A 17,334-nucleotide genomic window follows, 5' to 3' on the forward strand; every position below is an offset into this window, starting at 1 on the left:
GATGTCGTCCACATCCCTGGAACCGCTCTCCGCGGTGCAGCTACGACCGGGCAGACCTCCGATGCTGCACGTCGAGCCGCCCGAATGCGCCTCGACTTGGGCGGCCGAGCATCGCGAGGCGCTGCGCGCGCAGGTCACCGAACACGGGGTGGTTCTCGTCCGTGGCCTCGGGCTGCGCGAGGTGGATCAGGTCGGTGCCGTGTTCGCGGGGCTGGCAGGTGAGCTGATGGCGGAGCGGGAGGCTTTCGCCCCCCGGCAGATCCACGGCCCCGGGCTGTACTCCTCCACCGCTTGGCCGACCAACCAGCCGATGTGTATGCACCATGAACTGAGCTACACGCTGGAGTGCCCCGGTCTGATGCTGTTCGCGTGTCTGGAAGCGCCCAGCGAGGGCGGGGCGACCGCGGTGGCCGACGCGGAGCATGTGCTCCAGGCGCTGCCCGCCACGCTGAGCGAGCGGTTCGAGCGGGAGGGGTGGCTGCTCACCCGCAGCTACAACGACGAGATCGGGGCGTCCGTGGCGGAGTCGTTCGGCACCGACGACCCCGCCGCCATCGAGCGCTACTGCCGCGCCCACGCCATCGACTTCGCCTGGCAACCCGACGGCTCCCTGCGCACCCGGCAGCTCCGCGGCGCCGTGGTGCGGCATCCGCTCACCGGCCGGCGCTGCTGGTTCAACCAGATCGCCTTCCTCAACGAGTGGACACTGGCCCCGGAGGTACGCGAGTACCTGGTGGACGTCTACGGAGCGGACGGGCTGCCGTTCAACACCCGTTTCGCCGACTCCACCCCGATCGGCGAGGACATCATCCAGCTGATCAACTCCGCCTACGAGGCCCACACCGCGCGTGAGCCCTGGCAGACCGGCGATGTGATGCTGGTCGACAACATCCGCACCGCGCACAGCAGAGAGGCCTTCACCGGAGAACGCCAGGTGCTGGTCGCCATGGCCGAGCCCCAGCGCCTGGCCGACGGCCGCCCGCCCGGGGAGGTGGCCCGGTCATGAACCCCCTGCTGTCCCCCGCCCCCCAGCCCGCCACCTCCCACCCGGTCCCGGCGCCGAGCTTCGCGGTGATCTCCGGTGAGCAGGTGCGGCGGGCGCTGGAGGGGCGCGAGAAACAGATCGTGGAGCTGGTCGAGGCCGCCTACCGGCTGCACGGCGCCGGGGACTCGGTCAACCCCCCGTCGTACTTCCTGCGCTTCCCCGACCGCCCCACGGCCCGGATCATCGCGCTGCCTGCCTCCATCGGCGGGCCGGTGCAGGTGGACGGTCTGAAGTGGATCTCCAGTTTCCCGGCCAATGTGGCATCCGGCCTGCCCCGGGCCTCCGCGGTCCTCATCCTCAACGACCACGACACCGGCTACCCCTTCGCCTGCCTGGAGAGCTCGATCATCAGCGCCACCAGAACCGCGGCGTCCGCCGCGCTGGCGGCCGACTGGCTCAGCCGCACCAGGCCCCGCCCCACCCGGATCGGATTCGTCGGCACGGGCCTGATCGCCCGCTACATCCACACCTTCCTGGCCGGCACCGGCTGGACATTCGACACCATCGGCGTGCACGACGTGTCCGCCGACAGCGCCACGGGATTCCACGGCTATCTGCGGCGGGTCGGCGGACGACACGAACACTCCGGGCAGGTCACGGTCCACGACAGCGCCGAGGAACTGGTGCGCTCCAGCGATCTGGTGGTCTTCGCCACCATCGCCGACCGGCCTCATATCACCGACCCGGGCTGGTTCACCCACCACCCGCTGGTCCTGCATGTGTCCCTGCGCGACCTCGCCCCCGAGATCCTGCTCGCCTCGGCCAATATCGTCGACGACGTGGAGCACTGCCTGAAGGCCGACACCTCCCCGCATTTGGCCGAGCAGCGCACCGGCCACCGCGACTTCCTGTACGGCACCCTCGACGACGTCATGGCCGGGCGGATGACCCCCCCGACGGACCGGCCGGTGATCTTCTCGCCCTTCGGACTCGGCGTCCTCGACCTCGCCGTCGGCAAATACGTCTACGACGAAGTGGTCCGCTCCGGACAGCTCCACCTCATCGACGACTTCTTCCACGACCTGCGCCGGTACGGCTGACCGTGCCATCCCTCAGCTCAGGCATCAGGAGGCCAGCGTGCCCGTCATATCCGCACCCCATGCCTTCAACGAGAGCCGGCTCTATGTCGACCTCCGGTCGATCTTCGGGCGCTCCCTCTATCTGAAGTGCGAGGGTTTCAATTTCGCCGGTTCGATCAAGTTGAAGGCCGCGGTCGAGATGGTGGAGAGCGCCGAGCGGCATGGAGTCCTGACGCGGGATTCGATCCTGGTCGAGTCCTCGTCCGGAAATCTGGGCGTAGCGCTCAGCATGATCGCCGCCAGTAAGGGCTATCGGTTTCTGTGTGTGACTGACTCCCGTTGCAACCTGTCGGCCAGATTGCTGATGGAGGCGCTGGGCAGCCAGGTGCACATCATCGCCGACGTGGACCCCAACGGCGGCTTCCTCGGCGCCCGTATCGACTTCGTACGCGCGCTGTGCGCCTCCGATGACCGATATGTGTGGCTCAGCCAGTACACCAACCCGGGCAACTGGCGGGCGCACTACCGCAGGACGGGCCCGGAGATCGCCCGCCAGTTCCCGCGCCTGGACGTGCTGTTCATCGGCGCGGGCACCACCGGCACCCTGATGGGCTGCGCACGCTACTTCCGGGACTGGCACCGGCCGGTGCGGATCGTCGCCGTGGACAGCGCCGGATCGGTGACCTTCGGCGGCAAACCCGGCCGCCGGATGATTCCCGGCCTGGGCATGAGCATCCGCCCCCCGCTGCTCGACGAGTCCTATGTGGACGAGGTGATCCAGGTCAAGGAGGCGGACACCATCCGCGCCTGCCACCGGCTGGCCAGACGCGGGTTCCTGTTCGGCGGCTCCACCGGGACGGTGGTCAGCGGCGCGATGGACTGGTTGGGCCGGCATCGGACGCCCGGCCTCACCGCGGTGGCCATCGCCCCGGACCTCGGCGAGCGCTATCTCGACACCATCTACCAGAGCACCTGGCTGCAGGACCTGTACGGAGATCGCATCCTCGACTCCGAGGAGGGGGTGACGGCCGACTCCCGATAGGCCGAGCTCGTACCGCGTACGGCGGGCCGACACTTCACGACGGCCCGCCGTACGCGAAGGGGGAAAGGCGGGGGGAGAGCAGGAGCCGGACGCGGAGGCGGCACGCACACTCCGGCCCCGAAGTATGGTGTCCCGCCACATGTGCCACTGACCAGCGTGTTCCTACCTTGTGCGGACACGTACACGTCCCCACCGAACTTCTGGAAGTGGTGCACATGGCCTCCGCAGCATCCGCTCCCCCGACGCCCACGGCACCCGCGAACCTCCCCCGTATCGTCGCCGCGAGCCTCATCGGCACCACCATCGAGTGGTACGACTTCTTCCTGTACGGCTCCGCCGCCGCGCTCGTCTTCAACAAGGTCTTCTTCCCCGACACCGATCCACTGGTCGGCACGCTGCTGTCCTTCCTGACGTACGCGGTCGGCTTCGCCGCCCGGCCCATCGGCGCCCTCGTCTTCGGCCACTACGGCGACCGGCTCGGCCGTAAGAAGCTGCTGGTCCTGAGCCTGCTGCTGATGGGCGGGGCGACCTGTGCGATCGGCCTGCTGCCGACCCACGCCACGGTCGGCTCCGCCGCGCCCGTACTGCTGACCGCGCTGCGCCTCGTCCAGGGCTTCGCGCTCGGCGGCGAATGGGGCGGGGCGGTGCTGCTGGTGTCCGAGCACGGGGACGCGCGGCGGCGCGGCTTCTGGGCGTCCTGGCCGCAGACCGGCGCGCCCGCCGGACAGCTGCTGGCCACCGGTGTGCTGTCGGCGCTGACCGCGACGCTGTCCGACGACGCGTTCCAGTCCTGGGGCTGGCGGGTGCCGTTCCTGCTCTCGGGCGTGCTGGTGCTGATCGGCTTGTGGATTCGTCTCTCTGTCGATGAATCGCCCGTCTTCAAGGCCGCCCTGGCGCGGGCCGAGGCCCGCAAGGACGAGGTCGAGACGGCGGACGACCTGGCCGAGAAGCTGCCGCTGGTGGCCGTCCTGCGCCACCACTGGCGGGATGTGCTGGTCGCGATGGGTGCCCGGATGGCGGAGAACATCAGCTACTACGTCATCACGGCCTTCGTCCTGGTCTACGCGACCTCCGACCATGTGGGCCTCGGCAAACAGACCGCCCTCAACTCCGTGCTGATCGCCTCCGCCGTGCACTTCGCGGTGATCCCGGCCTGGGGCGCGCTGTCGGACCGTATCGGCCGCCGCCCGGTGTATCTGCTGGGGGCTGCGGGCGTGGGCGCGTGGGCCTTCCCCTTCTTCGCCCTCATCGACACCCGGGACTTCGGGGCGCTGGTGCTCGCGGTCACGGTCGGGCTGATCTTCCACGGCGCGATGTACGCCCCGCAAGCGGCCTTCTTCTCCGAGATGTTCGCGACCCGGATGCGCTACTCGGGCGCCTCGATCGGCGCCCAGTTCGCATCGGTCGCGGCCGGCGCCCCCGCCCCGCTGATCGCCACGGCTCTGCTGGCCGACTACGACAGCTCCGTCCCGATCGCGCTCTACGTCATCGCGGCAGCGCTGCTCACCCTGGTGGCGGTCGGCGCCGCCAAAGAGACCCGGGACCGCGACCTGGCCGGGATCGAGCCGACACCGGCCGCACGGCCGAGCGCGGCGGCACAGGGCGCGAACGAGCCGGGCACGGCGCCGCAGACTGCGAACGAGCCGGGCGCGGCGCCCCGTTCGGCCTCGGCCTGACGAGCCTGCGGGAAGGGCCGCGCGGCAGCCCCCGCACGGCCTGGCCTCAGCGGGCGACCGCCGAGGCCAGGCCGTGCAGCCGCAGGGCGAGTTGTACCTCCAGGGCGCGGGACGGCGACTGCCAGTCGGGGCCCAGCAGCCGTCCCACCCGCTCCAGTCGCTGGGCCACCGTATTGACGTGGACGTGCAGTTCGTCCTTGGTGCGGGCCGGGCTCATCCCGCTCGCGAAGTACGCGTCGAGGGTGCGGACCAGGTCCGTACCGCGCCGGGCGTCGTAGTCGACCACCGCGCCGATGGTGCGGTCGACGAACCCGGCCACCCGGGCGGCGTCCCCCGTGCCGTCGCGGGAGCCGGCCAGCAGGAGTCCGAGGAAGCCGAAGTCCTCGGCCGCGGCGCCCTGGCCGCCGCGGCCCAGCACCCGCAGCGCGTCCAGGCAGCGCCGCGCCTCCGCGTACGCCGAGGCCACCTCGCCGGGGCGGGCGGCGGGTGCGGACACCGGCGCGGAGGCGCCGACGGTGACCGCCGCGTGTACGGCGGTGCCGAGCTGCCGGGCGGTGCGGCGGGCCAGGGCGTCGGCGCCCTCTCCGTCGGCCAGGGGCAGCAGCAGGACGGTGCCGCCGTCGCGGGCGGCGGCCAGGCCGTGCCGGGTGGCCGCCAGATGGGTGGCGGCGGACCACAGGCGCTGCCGGTCGGCCGCCTCGTCCGGCGGCGGCCCGGCCGACCGCGCTCGTGGTCCGTTGCCGGGCTCGCCGGATCCCGAGCCGGAGACCCCGCCGGACGCCCCACCAGGCCCGCCAGGACCGCCACCGCCCGCCGCGCCAGGCGCCGCGCCGGGCGCGTCGATCCCGGCGGCGAGTACGACATGGGGCGCGTCCAGGTCCGCCCGCAGCCGGGCGGCGCGCTCGCGCAGCAGCCGTGGCTCGCGGTCGGGGGCGTCGAGCAGATCGTCCAGCAACTCGCCGCGTACGCGCTGTTCGGCCTCGTCCGCCGAGCGCCGGGCCAGTTGCAGCAGCGAGGTGACCACGGCGGCCCGCTCCAGGGTGCGCTGGTCCATGGGGTCGAGGCGGGGGTGGCCGCGCAGCACCAGCGCCCCGAACAGTTCGCCGCTCGCGGAGACCGCGGCGATCCAGTCCTCGCCGTGCCGTACGGCGTGGCCGTCGGCCCGGGAGCGGTCCACGGCCGCGGCCGGCGCCGTATGCGCCTCGACGAACTCCACCGTCCCGCTCAGCACCTCGGCCACGGCGGCGGCCACATCGTGCACTCCGCCGCCGCGCAGCACCAGCTCGGTCAGCCGGTCGTGCACCTCCGAGGCGCGTTCGATGACCTCGCTGCGATCGCGGATGATCTCGTTGGCTGCCTCCAGCTCGGCGAGCGCGGAACGCGTCTCGGCCAGCAGATTGGCCGTGTCGATCGCGACGGCCGCGTGGGCGGCGAAGGAGCCGAGGAGCGCGAGCTGTTCGCGTTCGAAGACGCGGGCGCGGCGGTCCGCGGCGAACAGCACGCCGATGACCCCGCTGCCCAGCATCAGCGGCACGCCGAGGATGGCCACCAGGCCCTCGTCCGTGACGCCCGCGTCGATGGTCCGGGTGTGCTGGAACCGCTCGTCGTCGAAGTAGCTCTCGGTCACATACGGGCGGGCGGTCTGCGCGACCAGTCCGCCGAGCCCCTCGCCCATACCGAGCCGAAGCTGCTGGAAGCGGGCCGAGACCGAACCGTCGGTGACCCGCATATAGGTGTCCCCGGCCCGGGGGTCGTTGAGCGTGAGATACGCGACCTCGGTGCCGAGCAGCGAGCGGGCGCGCTGCACGATGGCCTGGAGTACCGCGTCCAGGTCGCGCAGCCCCGCCAGATCGTGTGCGGTTTCGAAGAGCGCGGACAGCTCGGCCTCGCGGCGTCTGCGCCCCTCCAGTTCGCCGCGTACGCGCAGGGCCAGCAGCTTGGCGCGCTCCAGGGCGGCGAGCCGGGCGGCCGACGCCCCCTCGGCGCGGGCGCGCAGCACCGGACGCTCGTAGGCCTCGGCGGGCGCGCCGCGCGCGAGCAGTTCCAGGTACGGGGTCTCCGGCTGATCATCGGACATGGTCACAGGGATACTCCCGCCGGGCTCGGACCCGCCAGTGCCCGGGCGCGCCCCCGATGCCAGCTCAGGTGCCCGCTCGGGTGCCCGCTCGGCGGGGTGGACCGTCGTACGCCCGGGCAGCCGTCCGGTCAGTGGGCGGTCCATCCGCCGTCCATGGCGAGCGAGGCGCCGGTGATGAAGGAGGTGTGCGGACCGCAAAGGTAGGCGACGGCCTCGGCGACCTCCTCCGGTTCGATGAGCCGCTTGACCGCGGAGTCGGCCAGCATGATCTCGGAGACGACCCGCTCCGGGGGGATGCCGTGAGCGGCGGCCTGGTCGGCGATCTGCCGCTCCACGAGCGGGGTGCGGACATAGCCGGGGTTGACGCAGTTGGAGGTGACTCCGTGGGCGGCGCCCTCCAGGGCCGCGACCTTGGAGAGCCCTTCCAGTCCGTGCTTGGCGGCCACGTACGCCGACTTGTAGGCCGAGGCGCGCAGCCCGTGGACGGAGGAGATGTTGACGATCCGCCCCCAGCCCTGGGCGTACATATGCGGCAGCGCGCCCCGCAGTAGCCGGAAGGGGGCCTCCAGCATCACCGTGAGCACCCGGGAGAAGACCTCGGGCGGAAAGTCCTCGATGGGCCGTACGAGTTGCAGCCCGGCGTTGTTGACCAGGATGTCGACGCCTTCGGCGGCCCGCTCGGCCGCGCCGAGGTCGGTCAGGTCGAGCGCCCGCGCCTCCACCCTCCCCGGCAGCCCGGGCGCCGCCTCGGTCCGGGCCGCCAGGGCGGCGAGCTCCGCGAGCCCCCTCTCGTCCTGGTCGACCGCCAGGACCGTGGCCCCGCCGGCGGCCAGCCGGAGGGTGCAGGCCCGGCCGATGCCGCCGGCGGCCCCGGTGACGAGTGCGGTACGGCCGTCGAGTGCGGTACGGCCGCCGAGGCCCGCGGTGGCCCCGGTGTCGGGGCCTGGTGTGGTGGACGCGCTCATGACGGGCAGGCTAAGCGGCGGCCGGGGCCCGACCGATGTGCGCCCGGCACATACTTCACTCCGGGCTGGTGGAATCGAACCACGTCGGGCCGTCTTCGAAGGCCCGCTTGATCCGGGTCAGGGCGTACTCGTCCAGCTCCGGCAGCGAGTCGACCGGGAACCAGCCCACCTCCAGGGATTCCTCGTCGTTCACCCGCGCCTCGCCGCCCACCGCCCGGCAGCGGAAACAGATGTCGACAAACTGGCATACATCGTTATTGGGATAGGTCACCGGCTCCGCGGTGTGGACGAGCACGATGCGCTCGGGGACACAGCGCACCGCCGTCTCCTCGTACACCTCGCGCACCACCGCCGTCGCGGGCTGCTCGCCGGGTTCGGGGATGCCGGAGGGGAGCGCCCAGCGGCCGTTGTCGGCTCGGCGGCCGAGCAGCACTCTGTCCTCGTCGTCGAGGACGACCGCGCTGGCGCCCGGCAGGAACAGCAGTTGGTGACCCGCGGTGGCCCGCAGCTCCAGGATGAAGTCGGGAGTAGGCATGCGCTGAGGCTATCGGTCCGGGCGGGGCGGCACCGCATGCCATTCCCGTCACAGCCGGGCGCCTTCCACACAGCTGTCACACACCTGCCACATCGTTTCTGCGCAACATATACAGATATCCGGCCCCAGTCGCTACGGTATCCGTCCAGGCCCGCATGCGGCCTTTGGCCGCCTCCGGCGGGCCTCCGGCCCCCGCGGACGGCCGGCTCGGCACGCGGTGCCCGTCACGACTCGGGGGGTCGAACGGGATGGCGTCTTCAGCGGCACGGCCTGTCGTACGGGAACACCACAGCGCGCCCGACATCGTGGGCACCGCGGTCCTCGGCTGCTGCGCCGTCTGGGCCCTGGTCTGCGCCGCGGGCCGCACCGCCCGCCCCGAAGGGGTCCTGCTCGCCGTGCTGGCCGTCGCCGCCGGCTACGCATGCGGCCGGATCGCCGGAACGCTGCTGCCGGTCGCCGCCGCCACGGCCGCCGCGCTCGCTAGTCTCGGCCTGGCCTGCACCGTCCCGGACGGGATGAGCGGCCATGGCGGCGCCCACGCGGCGCAGTTCACGCTCGCCGTCGGGGCGGCCTGCGGCGCGGCCTGGGCCGCCCGGTCGGCCGCGCTCCGGCTGGCGCTGCGCCTGCTGGCAGTGGCGATCACGGCCATGGCCCTGGTGGCCGGCTCGGCGGTGGGCTGTGTGGCCGGGGCCTTGGTGCTGCTGTGTTCGCTCGCCGTCGCCCGGACCCGCCGTCGGCTGCCGGGTCTTGCCGGGCTGGCCCTGGTCGCGACGGTGGCCGTCGGCGGCTGCTGGGCCATGGCCGAGGACGCCATCCCCGGCGCACTCTCGGCACCCTTGCGCGACCGGCTGGGCGAACACCGGGTGCGGCTGTGGCACGACGCCGCCCAGATCGCCGAACACGGACCGCTGCGCGGAGCGGGGCCCGACCGGTTCGGCGAGTTGAGCCCCACAGCCCAGCAGTCACTGGCCGCCGCGGACGACACCCCGTACTCGGCCCCGCTGCAGCAGGCCGCCGGCCAGGGGCTGCCGGGCCTCGCCCTGCTGGGCACGGCCTTCGGCTGGCTGCTGTACGCGCTGTGGCGCTCACCGCGCCACACACCGGCCGTCCTGACGGCGGCCGCGGCCCTGACCGCCCTCGCCGTCGAGTCGGCCTTCGGCAACGCGCTCAGCTTCCCGGAGGTGACCGCCGGGGCCGGCCTGCTCGCGGGGCTGGCCACGGCGCGGCTGCCGGAGACGGACCCGGGCTCGGTCCCGGGTCCGTCTCCGGGTCCGTCTCCGGGTCCGTTCGCGGGCGAGCCACCGCCTCTGGGCCCGGTACGGGCGGCGCACTGAGCGTGAACGCGCTGAACGGGCGCAGCGTCCCGGTCCGGGCGCAGGGGCCCGGACCGGACACAGCGTCCTGGTCACCGCGCCGCGGCGCACTCCCGTACCAGGGACGCCAACCGGTCCAGGCCGACGTCGATCGTTTCCGGGGTCAGCTGGCTCAGGGAGAGGCGGATCTGCTCGTAACCGCCGTCACCGCCGTAGAAGTGGGACATGGGAGTCCACAACACGCCATGTTCCTTGGCGGAGTACTCAAGCAGCTCGTCATCCGCCCGGAACGGGACCGTCAGAGTGAGGAAGAAGCCACCGGTGGGGGTGTTCCAGGAGATCAGGGGCCCCGCCGAATCCCGCGGGAAGCGGCGAGCCAGCCCTTCCAGGATGAGCCGGAGATTGCGCTGGTAGACGTCGATCTCCCGGCGGTTCGCGGCCGGCAGGCTGTAGCCGTGCTCGATCAGTGCCCCGCCGACCACGGCCTGCGCCCAGGGCGAAGTGTTCACCGTGAGCATGCTCTTGATGGTCGAGAGATGGTCCGCGAGGAGGGAGGTGCCGCCGCTCTCGTCCACCACACGCTGATCGGCCACCGCGTAGCCCACCCGCGCCCCCGGCAGTACCGTCTTGGCGAACGAGCCGAGCCGGACGACCCTGCGCCCGGTGTCCAGCGACTTCAACGACGGCAGCCTGCCCTCTCCGGCGAACACACCGTACGCGTTGTCCTCCAGCAGCAGCAGATCCTCCGCCTCGGCCACCCGCAGCAGCTCCCGCCGCGCCTCGAGATCCAGGCTGACGCCGGTCGGGTTGGCCACATCCGGCACGAGGTACAGCGCGCGTGGCCGCAGGCCCGCGGCACGGGCCTCGGCGATCTGCGCGCCCAGATCGTCGAAGTCGATGCCCCGCTCGCCCCCGCGGACCGGCCGGACAGGGAGATCGACCAGGCGCGCCGCGCCCGTCAGCCCGACGTACGTGGGAGAGATCGCGAGGACGATGTCCTGCGGACCGGTGCGCAGGGCGCGTAGCACCAGGAACATCGCCTCCTGGCAGCCGACCGTGATGACCAGGGACTCGCTGGAGACCGAGATTCCCTCGTCGACTTCCAGATGCCTGGCGACCAGCTCATGGATGATGCCCTTGGTCCGGCCGTACTGAAGGACCGTCCGCTTCGCCTCCGCCTCGGTCATGCCCCGCTCGTGGCGCAGATGGTCGATGAAGACGTCGACGTAGCGGTGGACTTCGGCGAAGTCCAGGAACTCCTCGCTGGGGCGCCCGGCCGCGAACGAGATGGCGTTCGGAAACCGGATGGCCACTTCGTTGAGGAAGTTCATTGAGGCCATCGCGGGATCCGCGAGCGAGCCGTGCAGCTGCGACAGCCGTACGTCGTGGACGTCGATGGCGCGGGCAGCGGAATCGGTCATTGGTGGTCACTCCCACAGTGGCATGGCATGGTCGTCGTCCGCAGCCGGGCCACGGCGGCCAGATCGGGGCACCCCGCCAGGGCCATGGCGTGCCGGAACTCCTCTCCCAGCAGCGACAGGACACGCGCACACCCCGCCTCGCCACCTGCGGCGAGCCCCCACATGACGGGACGGCCCAGCAGCACACCCGAGGCGCCCAGCGCCAGCGCGCCCAGCACATCGGCCCCGCTCCGGATCCCGCTGTCCACCAGTACCTGACAGCTCTCCCCGAACGCGCCCCCGACGGCCTCCACGACCCCGGGAAGCGCCATGGCTGTGGGCACGGCCCCGTCCAGCTGCCGCCCTCCGTGGTTGGACACCACCACCGCGGCCGCCCCGAGCTCGGCCGCGCGCAGCGCGTCGGCCGGATGGGAGAGCCCCTTGACCACGAGGGGCAGCCCCGTGCGCTCCCGCAGCCATTCGATGTCATGCCAGGTGAACGACGGTGCGAAGGCGGACGCGGTGTGTGCGGCGACGGCCGAGCCGCGCTCTACGCGCTCATGCGCGCTGCTCATGGCCCCGCCGTCGAGGTTGGCGGCCCGGATGGTCGGCGGCAGCGCGAAACCGTGCCTCATATCGCGCAACCGCCGCCCCATGACCGGCACATCCACGGTCAGGACCAGCGCCTCGCTCCCGATCGCCTCGGCCCGCTGGACCAGGTCGAGGACGGCGCCCTTGTCCCGTAGCCAATAGAGCTGGAACCAGGTGGTGGCGCCGGTGGCCGCGACCTCCTCCATGGGGACACTGCTCAGCGTGGACACCGTATACGGCACCCCGCTGTCCACCGCCGCCCGCGCGACCGCGAGCTCGCCCTCGGAGTGGAACAGGCGCTGATACGCGATGGGCGCCACGGCCACGGGCAGCGCGGCCGGGCTGCCCACCAGCGAACCCGCCGGGTCGCAGGACGACACATCGGCAAGCACACGGGGCACCACCGCGACGCGATCGAACGCGCCACGGTTGCCGACCAGTGTCCGCTCCCGCCCCGCGCCGCCCTCCAGCCAGTCCCAGAGCTCGACGCTGAGCACCGTGCGCGCGAGCTCCGCGAAGTCGCCCACGGAAAGGGCGGCTGAGACGGAATCGGGCGACCGCGCACCCGCGCGGTCGCCTGACCCCTGGTCAGCGGGGAGGTTGCTCACTCCGCCTGACCCTTCGCCGCCGCCGCGCGCTGCAACTCGATCGCCTCATAGAGCGCCCGGATGTTGTTACTGCCGAACGTGGTGGCCCGAATGCGCTCGATGACCTCGAAGAAGAGCGTCCCCCGAGGATGTACGGAACGGGTGAATATCTGAAAGAGCTGACCGTCGTGGTCCTCGTCCACCAGCACACTCAACTCCCGGAGTTGCTCCACCGAATGGCGCAGCGGCGTCAGCCGAGCGGTGAGCAGATCGTAGTACGTCGCCGGAGTGTTCAAGAAGGGCACGCCACGGCCGCCCATCGTGCCGACGCTGTGCACGATGTCGTCCGTGGCGAACGCGACATGCTGGACCCCGGCCCCGCCGTGATCGGCGAGGAAGCTCTCGATCTGCCCCGCGCGCGCTCCTGGCATCGGCTCGATCAACGTGAAGGTCACCTCGCCCGAACGGCTCTGCACCACGGCCGAGTCCATCCCCATCGGGCCTACCTCGATGCGCTCTTTGAAGACCACCGGCATGTCAAAGACGTCGGTGTAGAACCTCATGGCCGCCGACAGCTCACCCAGCGGGAGGCATACCGCGAAGTGGTCGATGTTCAGCAGCCCGACCGGGTCGTCGGTCGTCAGCTCTTCGGCGGTCGCGGGGCGTGGCTCGGGCAGCCCCGGAAGGCGGTCGACCGGCACGCCGGGGCGCCGCTCCACCAGCGTGTGGATCACATCCCCGAAGCCGCCCACCGCCGAGGTCACACAGCCGTCCTCTTCCCGCGGCGGCGCCACCTCCACGGCCCCGTTCGCCATCAACTCGGCGTGCGAGGCGCGGACGTCCGTGGCGCACAGAGCGATATCGGCGACGCCGTCGCCGTGTCGCTCGACATAGCCCCGCGCGGGGTGGTCATCGGAGAGGGCCTGTGTCACCAGCAGCCGAATACGGTTCCGTCCCAGCAACGCGGACCGGTGATCGCCTCTACGGCTGCTACGGGTCGGCGGTATCAGCACCTCCAGTCCGTAACCGGTGGACAGTGCACTCACTGTCGCCTCGACATCGGTCACAAAGAATTCGATGTGGTCCAGGGTCAGGCCGGCCAGGCCGGAGGTGGCGGATGTGGTGGAGATGGCACCATCAGTCATGGGAAGTGCGCTCCTTGATTCCTTGAGGATTCCTTGAGGATTCCTCGGAGGTGCTTTGACTGGCCTCAATTAGGAAATCTGAAGATCAACAGAGAAAAGCCCCGCTATTTGATTCACCGCCTCCTCCAAAGACCCCAGCGCCGCGATACGCAGACTGGGTTCAGCCTGAATCGGCGAGTGATCCCGCGCCATCCTCGCCCGCCCACCGCCGGTCACATTGAGGAGAACGGAGGCGTCTCGCGGAATTCTCCCTCCCCGCACCGCGGAAAGGAGCGAGGCAGCGGCAACGGCGGATGCCGGCTCTATATCGATCGACTCGATGTCGTTGAACATGTCCCTGGCCGCACGGGCCGACTCACCATCGACCGCGAGGACATCGCCGCCGCTCTCCACAAGCACGTCATAGACCCCGGAATGAACCGCATAGGGCGGAAACCGGTTCGTGAGTTCATCGGCGAACGCACGCCGCACGGCGCGCTTGTCATCCTCCACGGAACCGCGGACCAGGAAGCGCTGACCGGCCTGCCACGCCCTGTGAATGGGGGCGAACGACGCGTTCTGGGACAGGAAAAGCCGCGGCAGCGCCTCCTTCGACGCAGTCGACGCAGTCGAGGGCGCTCCTGCCGCCATCAAGCGCTTCGCGGCCTCGTGGACCGCGATACCACCGGCGGCGCTGCCGACGGCTTGGAAGTAGAAATCCGGCAGCTCGCCCATGGCCTCCACGGCGGAGTACATCACCGTCGCCAGCCCATCGCGGCGCCCGACATTGCGTACCCCTCCTTCCAACTGGAAGCCGGTTAACTTCCCCACCGCCTCGGACAGCGCGATGGCATCCGCATAGTCGGCGTCTTCCAGAACGACCAATCGTACCGACGGATGCAACGCCTCGGGCAGCTTCAATCGACCGAGCCCGACCTCCGGCACGATGAGCAGACACGGCTGCCCATAGCGGGAACAGACGGAGGCGAAGGCGGCAGCCGTATTACCGGCCGAGGCCACCACCAGGACCACGGGATCCTTCGGCAGCCTGCCGAGAACCGTATATGCCTCCAGTTCCTTGAAGGTCCCGGTCTCCAGAAGCCCACCGCGCTCGGGCCAGTACCCGTTGAACGCCACCCAGAGGTCAGGAAGCCCCACCAGGCGGGAGAGCCGCTCGCTCCGGAACACCGCGGGGCGCGCGGAGCCCGGGATCTCCCGGACGACCGGCAGCCAGTGGCGGTATCGGAATATCCCCTCGTCTTCCTGCACCGGCGTGAAGTTGTTCTCGGTGTATTCGGTTTGGAGCAGCGCGGGCTCATGACCATTGGGGCAGGTGAGCATCAGCCCGTCATCCGCATACTGTTCACCGCAACACGAACACACCAATGAATAGTGGCGTTTGCCCGACACTTCCACTGCGATGTCTCCCATTCCAAGAATCTCATGACCCGGCCCGCGGCGCCTGCATCGGCCCACACGGCAGGAGGGGCCCCGCTGACGCGACTATTGCTCCGGCCTCCGCATGGGCCTCAGTTTCGGTCGCGTCGGCTGGGCGGCGGATGCGTCGATATGTTCGCCGAGACCGACGACAGTGGGTGCTTTGAACAGGGCACGGATGGCGAGTTCGACCCCCAGAACGGTCCGGATACGGCTCACCAGCCGGGTGGCGAGCAGCGAATGCCCGCCCAGCGTGAAGAAGTCGTCGTCGATGCCCACTTCCGGAATCCCGAGCACTTCGGCGAACAGCGCACACAACGTCTCCTCGCGCGGTGTACGCGGGGCACGCCGGGAGGCGGACGCGGTGTGGTTCGGGGTGGGCAGGGCGTTCCGGTCGAGCTTTCCGTTGGGCGTCAGCGGCAGGCGCTCGAGCACGACCAGCGCGGAGGGCACCATGTAGTCGGGGAGCCGGTCCTTGGCCAGGTTCAGCAATTCGGTGGTGTCCAGGGCCGCTTCCTTGTCGACTTTTTCGGCCGTGTCAGCCGTGTCGGCTGGTACGAGATAGCCGATGAGGCGTTTGTCGCCAGGCTGGTCTTCGCGCACGACGACGGCGGCTTGGGCGACCGCGTGGTGAGCGGTCAGGACGGCCTCGATCTCGCCGGGTTCGATGCGGAAGCCGCGGATTTTGGTTTGGGTGTCGGTGCGGCCGAGGTGTTGGAGTGTGCCGTCGTGGTTCCAGCGGGCGAGGTCGCCGGTGCGGTACATGCGGGTGCCGGGTGGGCCATAGGGGTTGGGGATGAAGCGTTCTGCGGTGAGGGTGGGGCGGCGATGGTATCCGTGGGCGAGTTGCGTGCCGGCGATGTAGAGCTCGCCGGGGACTCCTGGGGGTACGGGGCGTAGGGCGTGGTCGAGGATGTAGGTGTGGGTGTTCCACATGGGCCGGCCGATGGGGATGGTGCCGCTGACCTGTGCGCTGGTGGTTGGTGTGGTGATGGTGTGGTCGGTGGCGCCGATGGTGGTTTCGGTGGGGCCGTAGTGGTTGGTGATGGGGGTGTGGGGGTGGTGGGTGTGCCAGGTGTGGAGGGCGTCGGTGGGGAGGGGTTCGCCGCCGATGATGAGGCGGCGGTTTGGTTGGTGGGGGGAGTCTTGGAGGAGGGGGAGGTGGCTGGGGGTGATTTTGATCAGGCTGGCCGGCTGGTCATCGGGTGGTGTGGAGGTGGTGTCCCAGGCGGTGAGGTGGAGGCGGCCGCCGCTGATCAGGGTGCCGTAGAGGACGGTGATGCCGATGTCGAAGGAGACGGAGGCGTGGGCGACGGTGGCCCCGGACAGTTCCGGGTATGCCTCGGTGGCGCGGGTGAGGTAGTTCACCAGGGCCTGGTGGGGGATGACCACGCCTTTGGGGCGGCCGGTGGAGCCGGAGGTGTAGATGACGTACACCGGATGCTGCGGCAGCAACGCTCCCGTGCGGTCGGTGTCGCGTATGTCGGTGCCGGGCTGGGCGGCGATCTGTGCGACCGTCTCAGGAGCGTCCACCACCACGGACAGGCCGTCCAGGGCGGGCAGGGTGGTTGCGGATGTGGTGTCGGTGACCAGGAGCAGCGGGTCGGCGTCCTGGAGCATGTAGTTGATCCGCTGGGCGGGCAGTTCGGGGTCCACGGGCACGTATGCCGCTCCCGATTTCATCACCGCCAGCAGCGCCACCAGCAGGTCGGCCGAGCATGGCAGGGCCACTGCCACCAGCCGCTCAGGCCCGGCTCCCTGCCTGATCAGGTACCGTGCGAGCCGGTTGGCCCGCACGTTCAAATCGCCGTAGGCCAGCTTCTCGCCCTCGCACACCACCGCCATCGCATCCGGAGTCCGTGCGACCTGCGCTTCGAACAGCTCCGGCACCACCACATCCGGCACCGGATGCGCGGTGTTGTTCCAGTCGACCAGCACCTGCCGCCGCTCGGCCTCACCCAGCACATCAATCTGTCCGACCGGTACATCGAGATCGGTGGCCATCGCCTCCAACACCCGCACAAAACGAGCAGCCAACGCCTCAACCGTCGCCTGATCGAACAGATCGCCACGGTAGTCAAACCGGAGGTGGAGTTGGCGGCCGGGAACCACCGCCAGGGTGAGCGGATAGTGGTTGCCGCTCCTGGTGTCTTCCTTCGTGAACTGGAGCTCCCCCGAAGGCCCGTCAGCGTCAGGAAGATCAACGGGGTAGTTCTCAAAGACGATGACCGTGTCGAAGAGTTCGCCGAGTCCCACTGCCTTCTGGATATCGGCAAGCCCAAGGTGCTGATGGGCCAGCAGCTCGGTCTGTTCCTGCTGCACTCGCTTCAGCAGTGCGCTGATCGATTCGCTGGGCTGCAGGGTGATCCGGACGGGGAGTGTGTTGATGAAGAGGCCGACCATGGTTTCGATGTGGGGTATGTGTGGAGGTCGGCCGTGGGTGGTGGCGCCGAAGGTGATGTCGTGTTGGTTGGTGGTGTGGTTGAGGAGGATGGCCCAGGCGGTTTGGATGAGGGTGTTGAG

At 70.4% G+C, this 17,334-nt stretch carries 13 protein-coding genes; 5 read left to right on the forward strand and 8 right to left on the reverse strand.

Features of this window, described 5'->3' with window-relative positions; all coding sequences use genetic code 11:
* Position 1: 1 nt before the first annotated feature.
* The 4 genes from ACFV2X_RS50535 (at position 2) to ACFV2X_RS50550 (ending at position 4,782) form a co-directional block, all read left to right on the forward strand.
* Positions 2-1,006 carry a TauD/TfdA family dioxygenase gene (locus tag ACFV2X_RS50535; protein WP_385629908.1) on the forward strand — a complete coding sequence of 335 codons (1,005 nt, stop codon included), beginning with the start codon at positions 2-4 and terminating at the stop codon, positions 1,004-1,006.
* Positions 1,003-2,085, forward strand: a complete 1,083-nt coding sequence (gene sbnB, locus ACFV2X_RS50540; protein ID WP_385629910.1) for a 2,3-diaminopropionate biosynthesis protein SbnB — start codon at positions 1,003-1,005, stop codon at positions 2,083-2,085. Before ACFV2X_RS50535 ends, sbnB begins: the two co-directional genes overlap by 4 nt.
* A 37-nt stretch (positions 2,086-2,122) precedes the next feature.
* Positions 2,123-3,106 (forward strand): 2,3-diaminopropionate biosynthesis protein SbnA, encoded by a 984-nt coding sequence (sbnA, locus tag ACFV2X_RS50545; RefSeq protein WP_385629912.1) that lies wholly within the window; start codon positions 2,123-2,125, stop codon positions 3,104-3,106.
* A 215-nt stretch (positions 3,107-3,321) separates the two neighbouring features.
* Positions 3,322-4,782: an MFS transporter gene (locus ACFV2X_RS50550; RefSeq protein ID WP_385629913.1), complete on the forward strand. Its 1,461-nt coding sequence runs from the start codon at positions 3,322-3,324 to the stop codon at positions 4,780-4,782.
* Positions 4,783-4,828: 46 nt separating this feature from the next.
* Here the strand turns inward: ACFV2X_RS50550 and ACFV2X_RS50555 are convergent, their stop codons facing one another.
* The 3 genes from ACFV2X_RS50555 to ACFV2X_RS50565 all read right to left on the reverse strand — a co-directional run bounded on the left by ACFV2X_RS50555 (position 4,829) and on the right by ACFV2X_RS50565 (position 8,359).
* A complete protein-coding gene (locus tag ACFV2X_RS50555; protein ID WP_385629914.1) occupies positions 4,829-6,859 on the reverse strand; it encodes a helix-turn-helix domain-containing protein in 2,031 nt (676 codons plus the stop codon).
* A 128-nt stretch (positions 6,860-6,987) separates the two neighbouring features.
* Complete coding sequence (locus ACFV2X_RS50560; protein WP_385629916.1) at positions 6,988-7,824, reverse strand: 3-hydroxybutyrate dehydrogenase; 837 nt, start codon at positions 7,822-7,824, stop codon at positions 6,988-6,990.
* Between the two features lie 55 nt (positions 7,825-7,879).
* Positions 7,880-8,359, reverse strand: a complete 480-nt coding sequence (locus tag ACFV2X_RS50565; RefSeq protein ID WP_385629918.1) for an NUDIX domain-containing protein — start codon at positions 8,357-8,359, stop codon at positions 7,880-7,882.
* Positions 8,360-8,607: 248 nt separating this feature from the next.
* Here ACFV2X_RS50565 and ACFV2X_RS50570 point away from each other — a divergent pair, with 248 nt between their 5' ends.
* Positions 8,608-9,693, forward strand: coding sequence for an O-antigen ligase family protein (locus ACFV2X_RS50570; protein ID WP_385629920.1), 1,086 nt, complete (start codon positions 8,608-8,610; stop codon positions 9,691-9,693).
* A 71-nt stretch (positions 9,694-9,764) separates the two neighbouring features.
* On the opposite strand, the gene ACFV2X_RS50575 is transcribed toward ACFV2X_RS50570, so the two are convergent.
* The 5 genes from ACFV2X_RS50575 to ACFV2X_RS50595 form a co-directional block, all read right to left on the reverse strand.
* Positions 9,765-11,093 (reverse strand): PLP-dependent aminotransferase family protein, encoded by a 1,329-nt coding sequence (locus ACFV2X_RS50575; RefSeq protein WP_385629922.1) that lies wholly within the window; start codon positions 11,091-11,093, stop codon positions 9,765-9,767.
* Positions 11,090-12,190 carry an alpha-hydroxy acid oxidase gene (locus ACFV2X_RS50580; RefSeq protein ID WP_385629925.1) on the reverse strand — a complete coding sequence of 367 codons (1,101 nt, stop codon included), beginning with the start codon at positions 12,188-12,190 and terminating at the stop codon, positions 11,090-11,092. Before ACFV2X_RS50580 ends, ACFV2X_RS50575 begins: the two co-directional genes overlap by 4 nt.
* Before the next feature lie 77 nt (positions 12,191-12,267).
* The gene (gene hppD / locus ACFV2X_RS50585; protein WP_385629928.1) at positions 12,268-13,395 is read right to left on the reverse strand and encodes a 4-hydroxyphenylpyruvate dioxygenase; all 1,128 of its coding nucleotides are present in this window, start codon (positions 13,393-13,395) and stop codon (positions 12,268-12,270) included.
* A 69-nt stretch (positions 13,396-13,464) separates the two neighbouring features.
* Entirely contained in the window at positions 13,465-14,805 is a 1,341-nt protein-coding gene (locus ACFV2X_RS50590) for a cysteate synthase (protein ID WP_385629930.1), read from the reverse strand.
* Between the two features lie 72 nt (positions 14,806-14,877).
* A partial coding sequence (locus ACFV2X_RS50595; protein WP_385629933.1) for an amino acid adenylation domain-containing protein occupies positions 14,878-17,334 on the reverse strand: 2,457 nt, incomplete at its 5' end.

Origin of the sequence: Streptomyces sp. NPDC059679, from assembly GCF_042734105.1 — a bacterium.
In the GTDB taxonomy this organism is placed as follows: Bacteria; Actinomycetota; Actinomycetes; order Streptomycetales; family Streptomycetaceae; genus Streptomyces.

What these genes read in the sequence shown, in the direction of transcription:
- ACFV2X_RS50565 (WP_385629918.1), bottom strand. Translation starts at nt 8,359, where the DNA reads ATGCCTACTCCCGACTTCATCCTGGAGCTGCGGGCCACCGCGGGTCAC.
- ACFV2X_RS50570 (WP_385629920.1), top strand. Translation starts at nt 8,608, where the DNA reads ATGGCGTCTTCAGCGGCACGGCCTGTCGTACGGGAACACCACAGCGCG.
- ACFV2X_RS50575 (WP_385629922.1), bottom strand. Translation starts at nt 11,093, where the DNA reads ATGACCGATTCCGCTGCCCGCGCCATCGACGTCCACGACGTACGGCTG.
- ACFV2X_RS50550 (WP_385629913.1), top strand. Translation starts at nt 3,322, where the DNA reads ATGGCCTCCGCAGCATCCGCTCCCCCGACGCCCACGGCACCCGCGAAC.
- sbnB (WP_385629910.1), top strand. Translation starts at nt 1,003, where the DNA reads ATGAACCCCCTGCTGTCCCCCGCCCCCCAGCCCGCCACCTCCCACCCG.
- ACFV2X_RS50555 (WP_385629914.1), bottom strand. Translation starts at nt 6,859, where the DNA reads ATGTCCGATGATCAGCCGGAGACCCCGTACCTGGAACTGCTCGCGCGC.
- ACFV2X_RS50535 (WP_385629908.1), top strand. Translation starts at nt 2, where the DNA reads ATGTCGTCCACATCCCTGGAACCGCTCTCCGCGGTGCAGCTACGACCG.
- hppD (WP_385629928.1), bottom strand. Translation starts at nt 13,395, where the DNA reads ATGACTGATGGTGCCATCTCCACCACATCCGCCACCTCCGGCCTGGCC.
- ACFV2X_RS50590 (WP_385629930.1), bottom strand. Translation starts at nt 14,805, where the DNA reads ATGGGAGACATCGCAGTGGAAGTGTCGGGCAAACGCCACTATTCATTG.
- ACFV2X_RS50560 (WP_385629916.1), bottom strand. Translation starts at nt 7,824, where the DNA reads ATGAGCGCGTCCACCACACCAGGCCCCGACACCGGGGCCACCGCGGGC.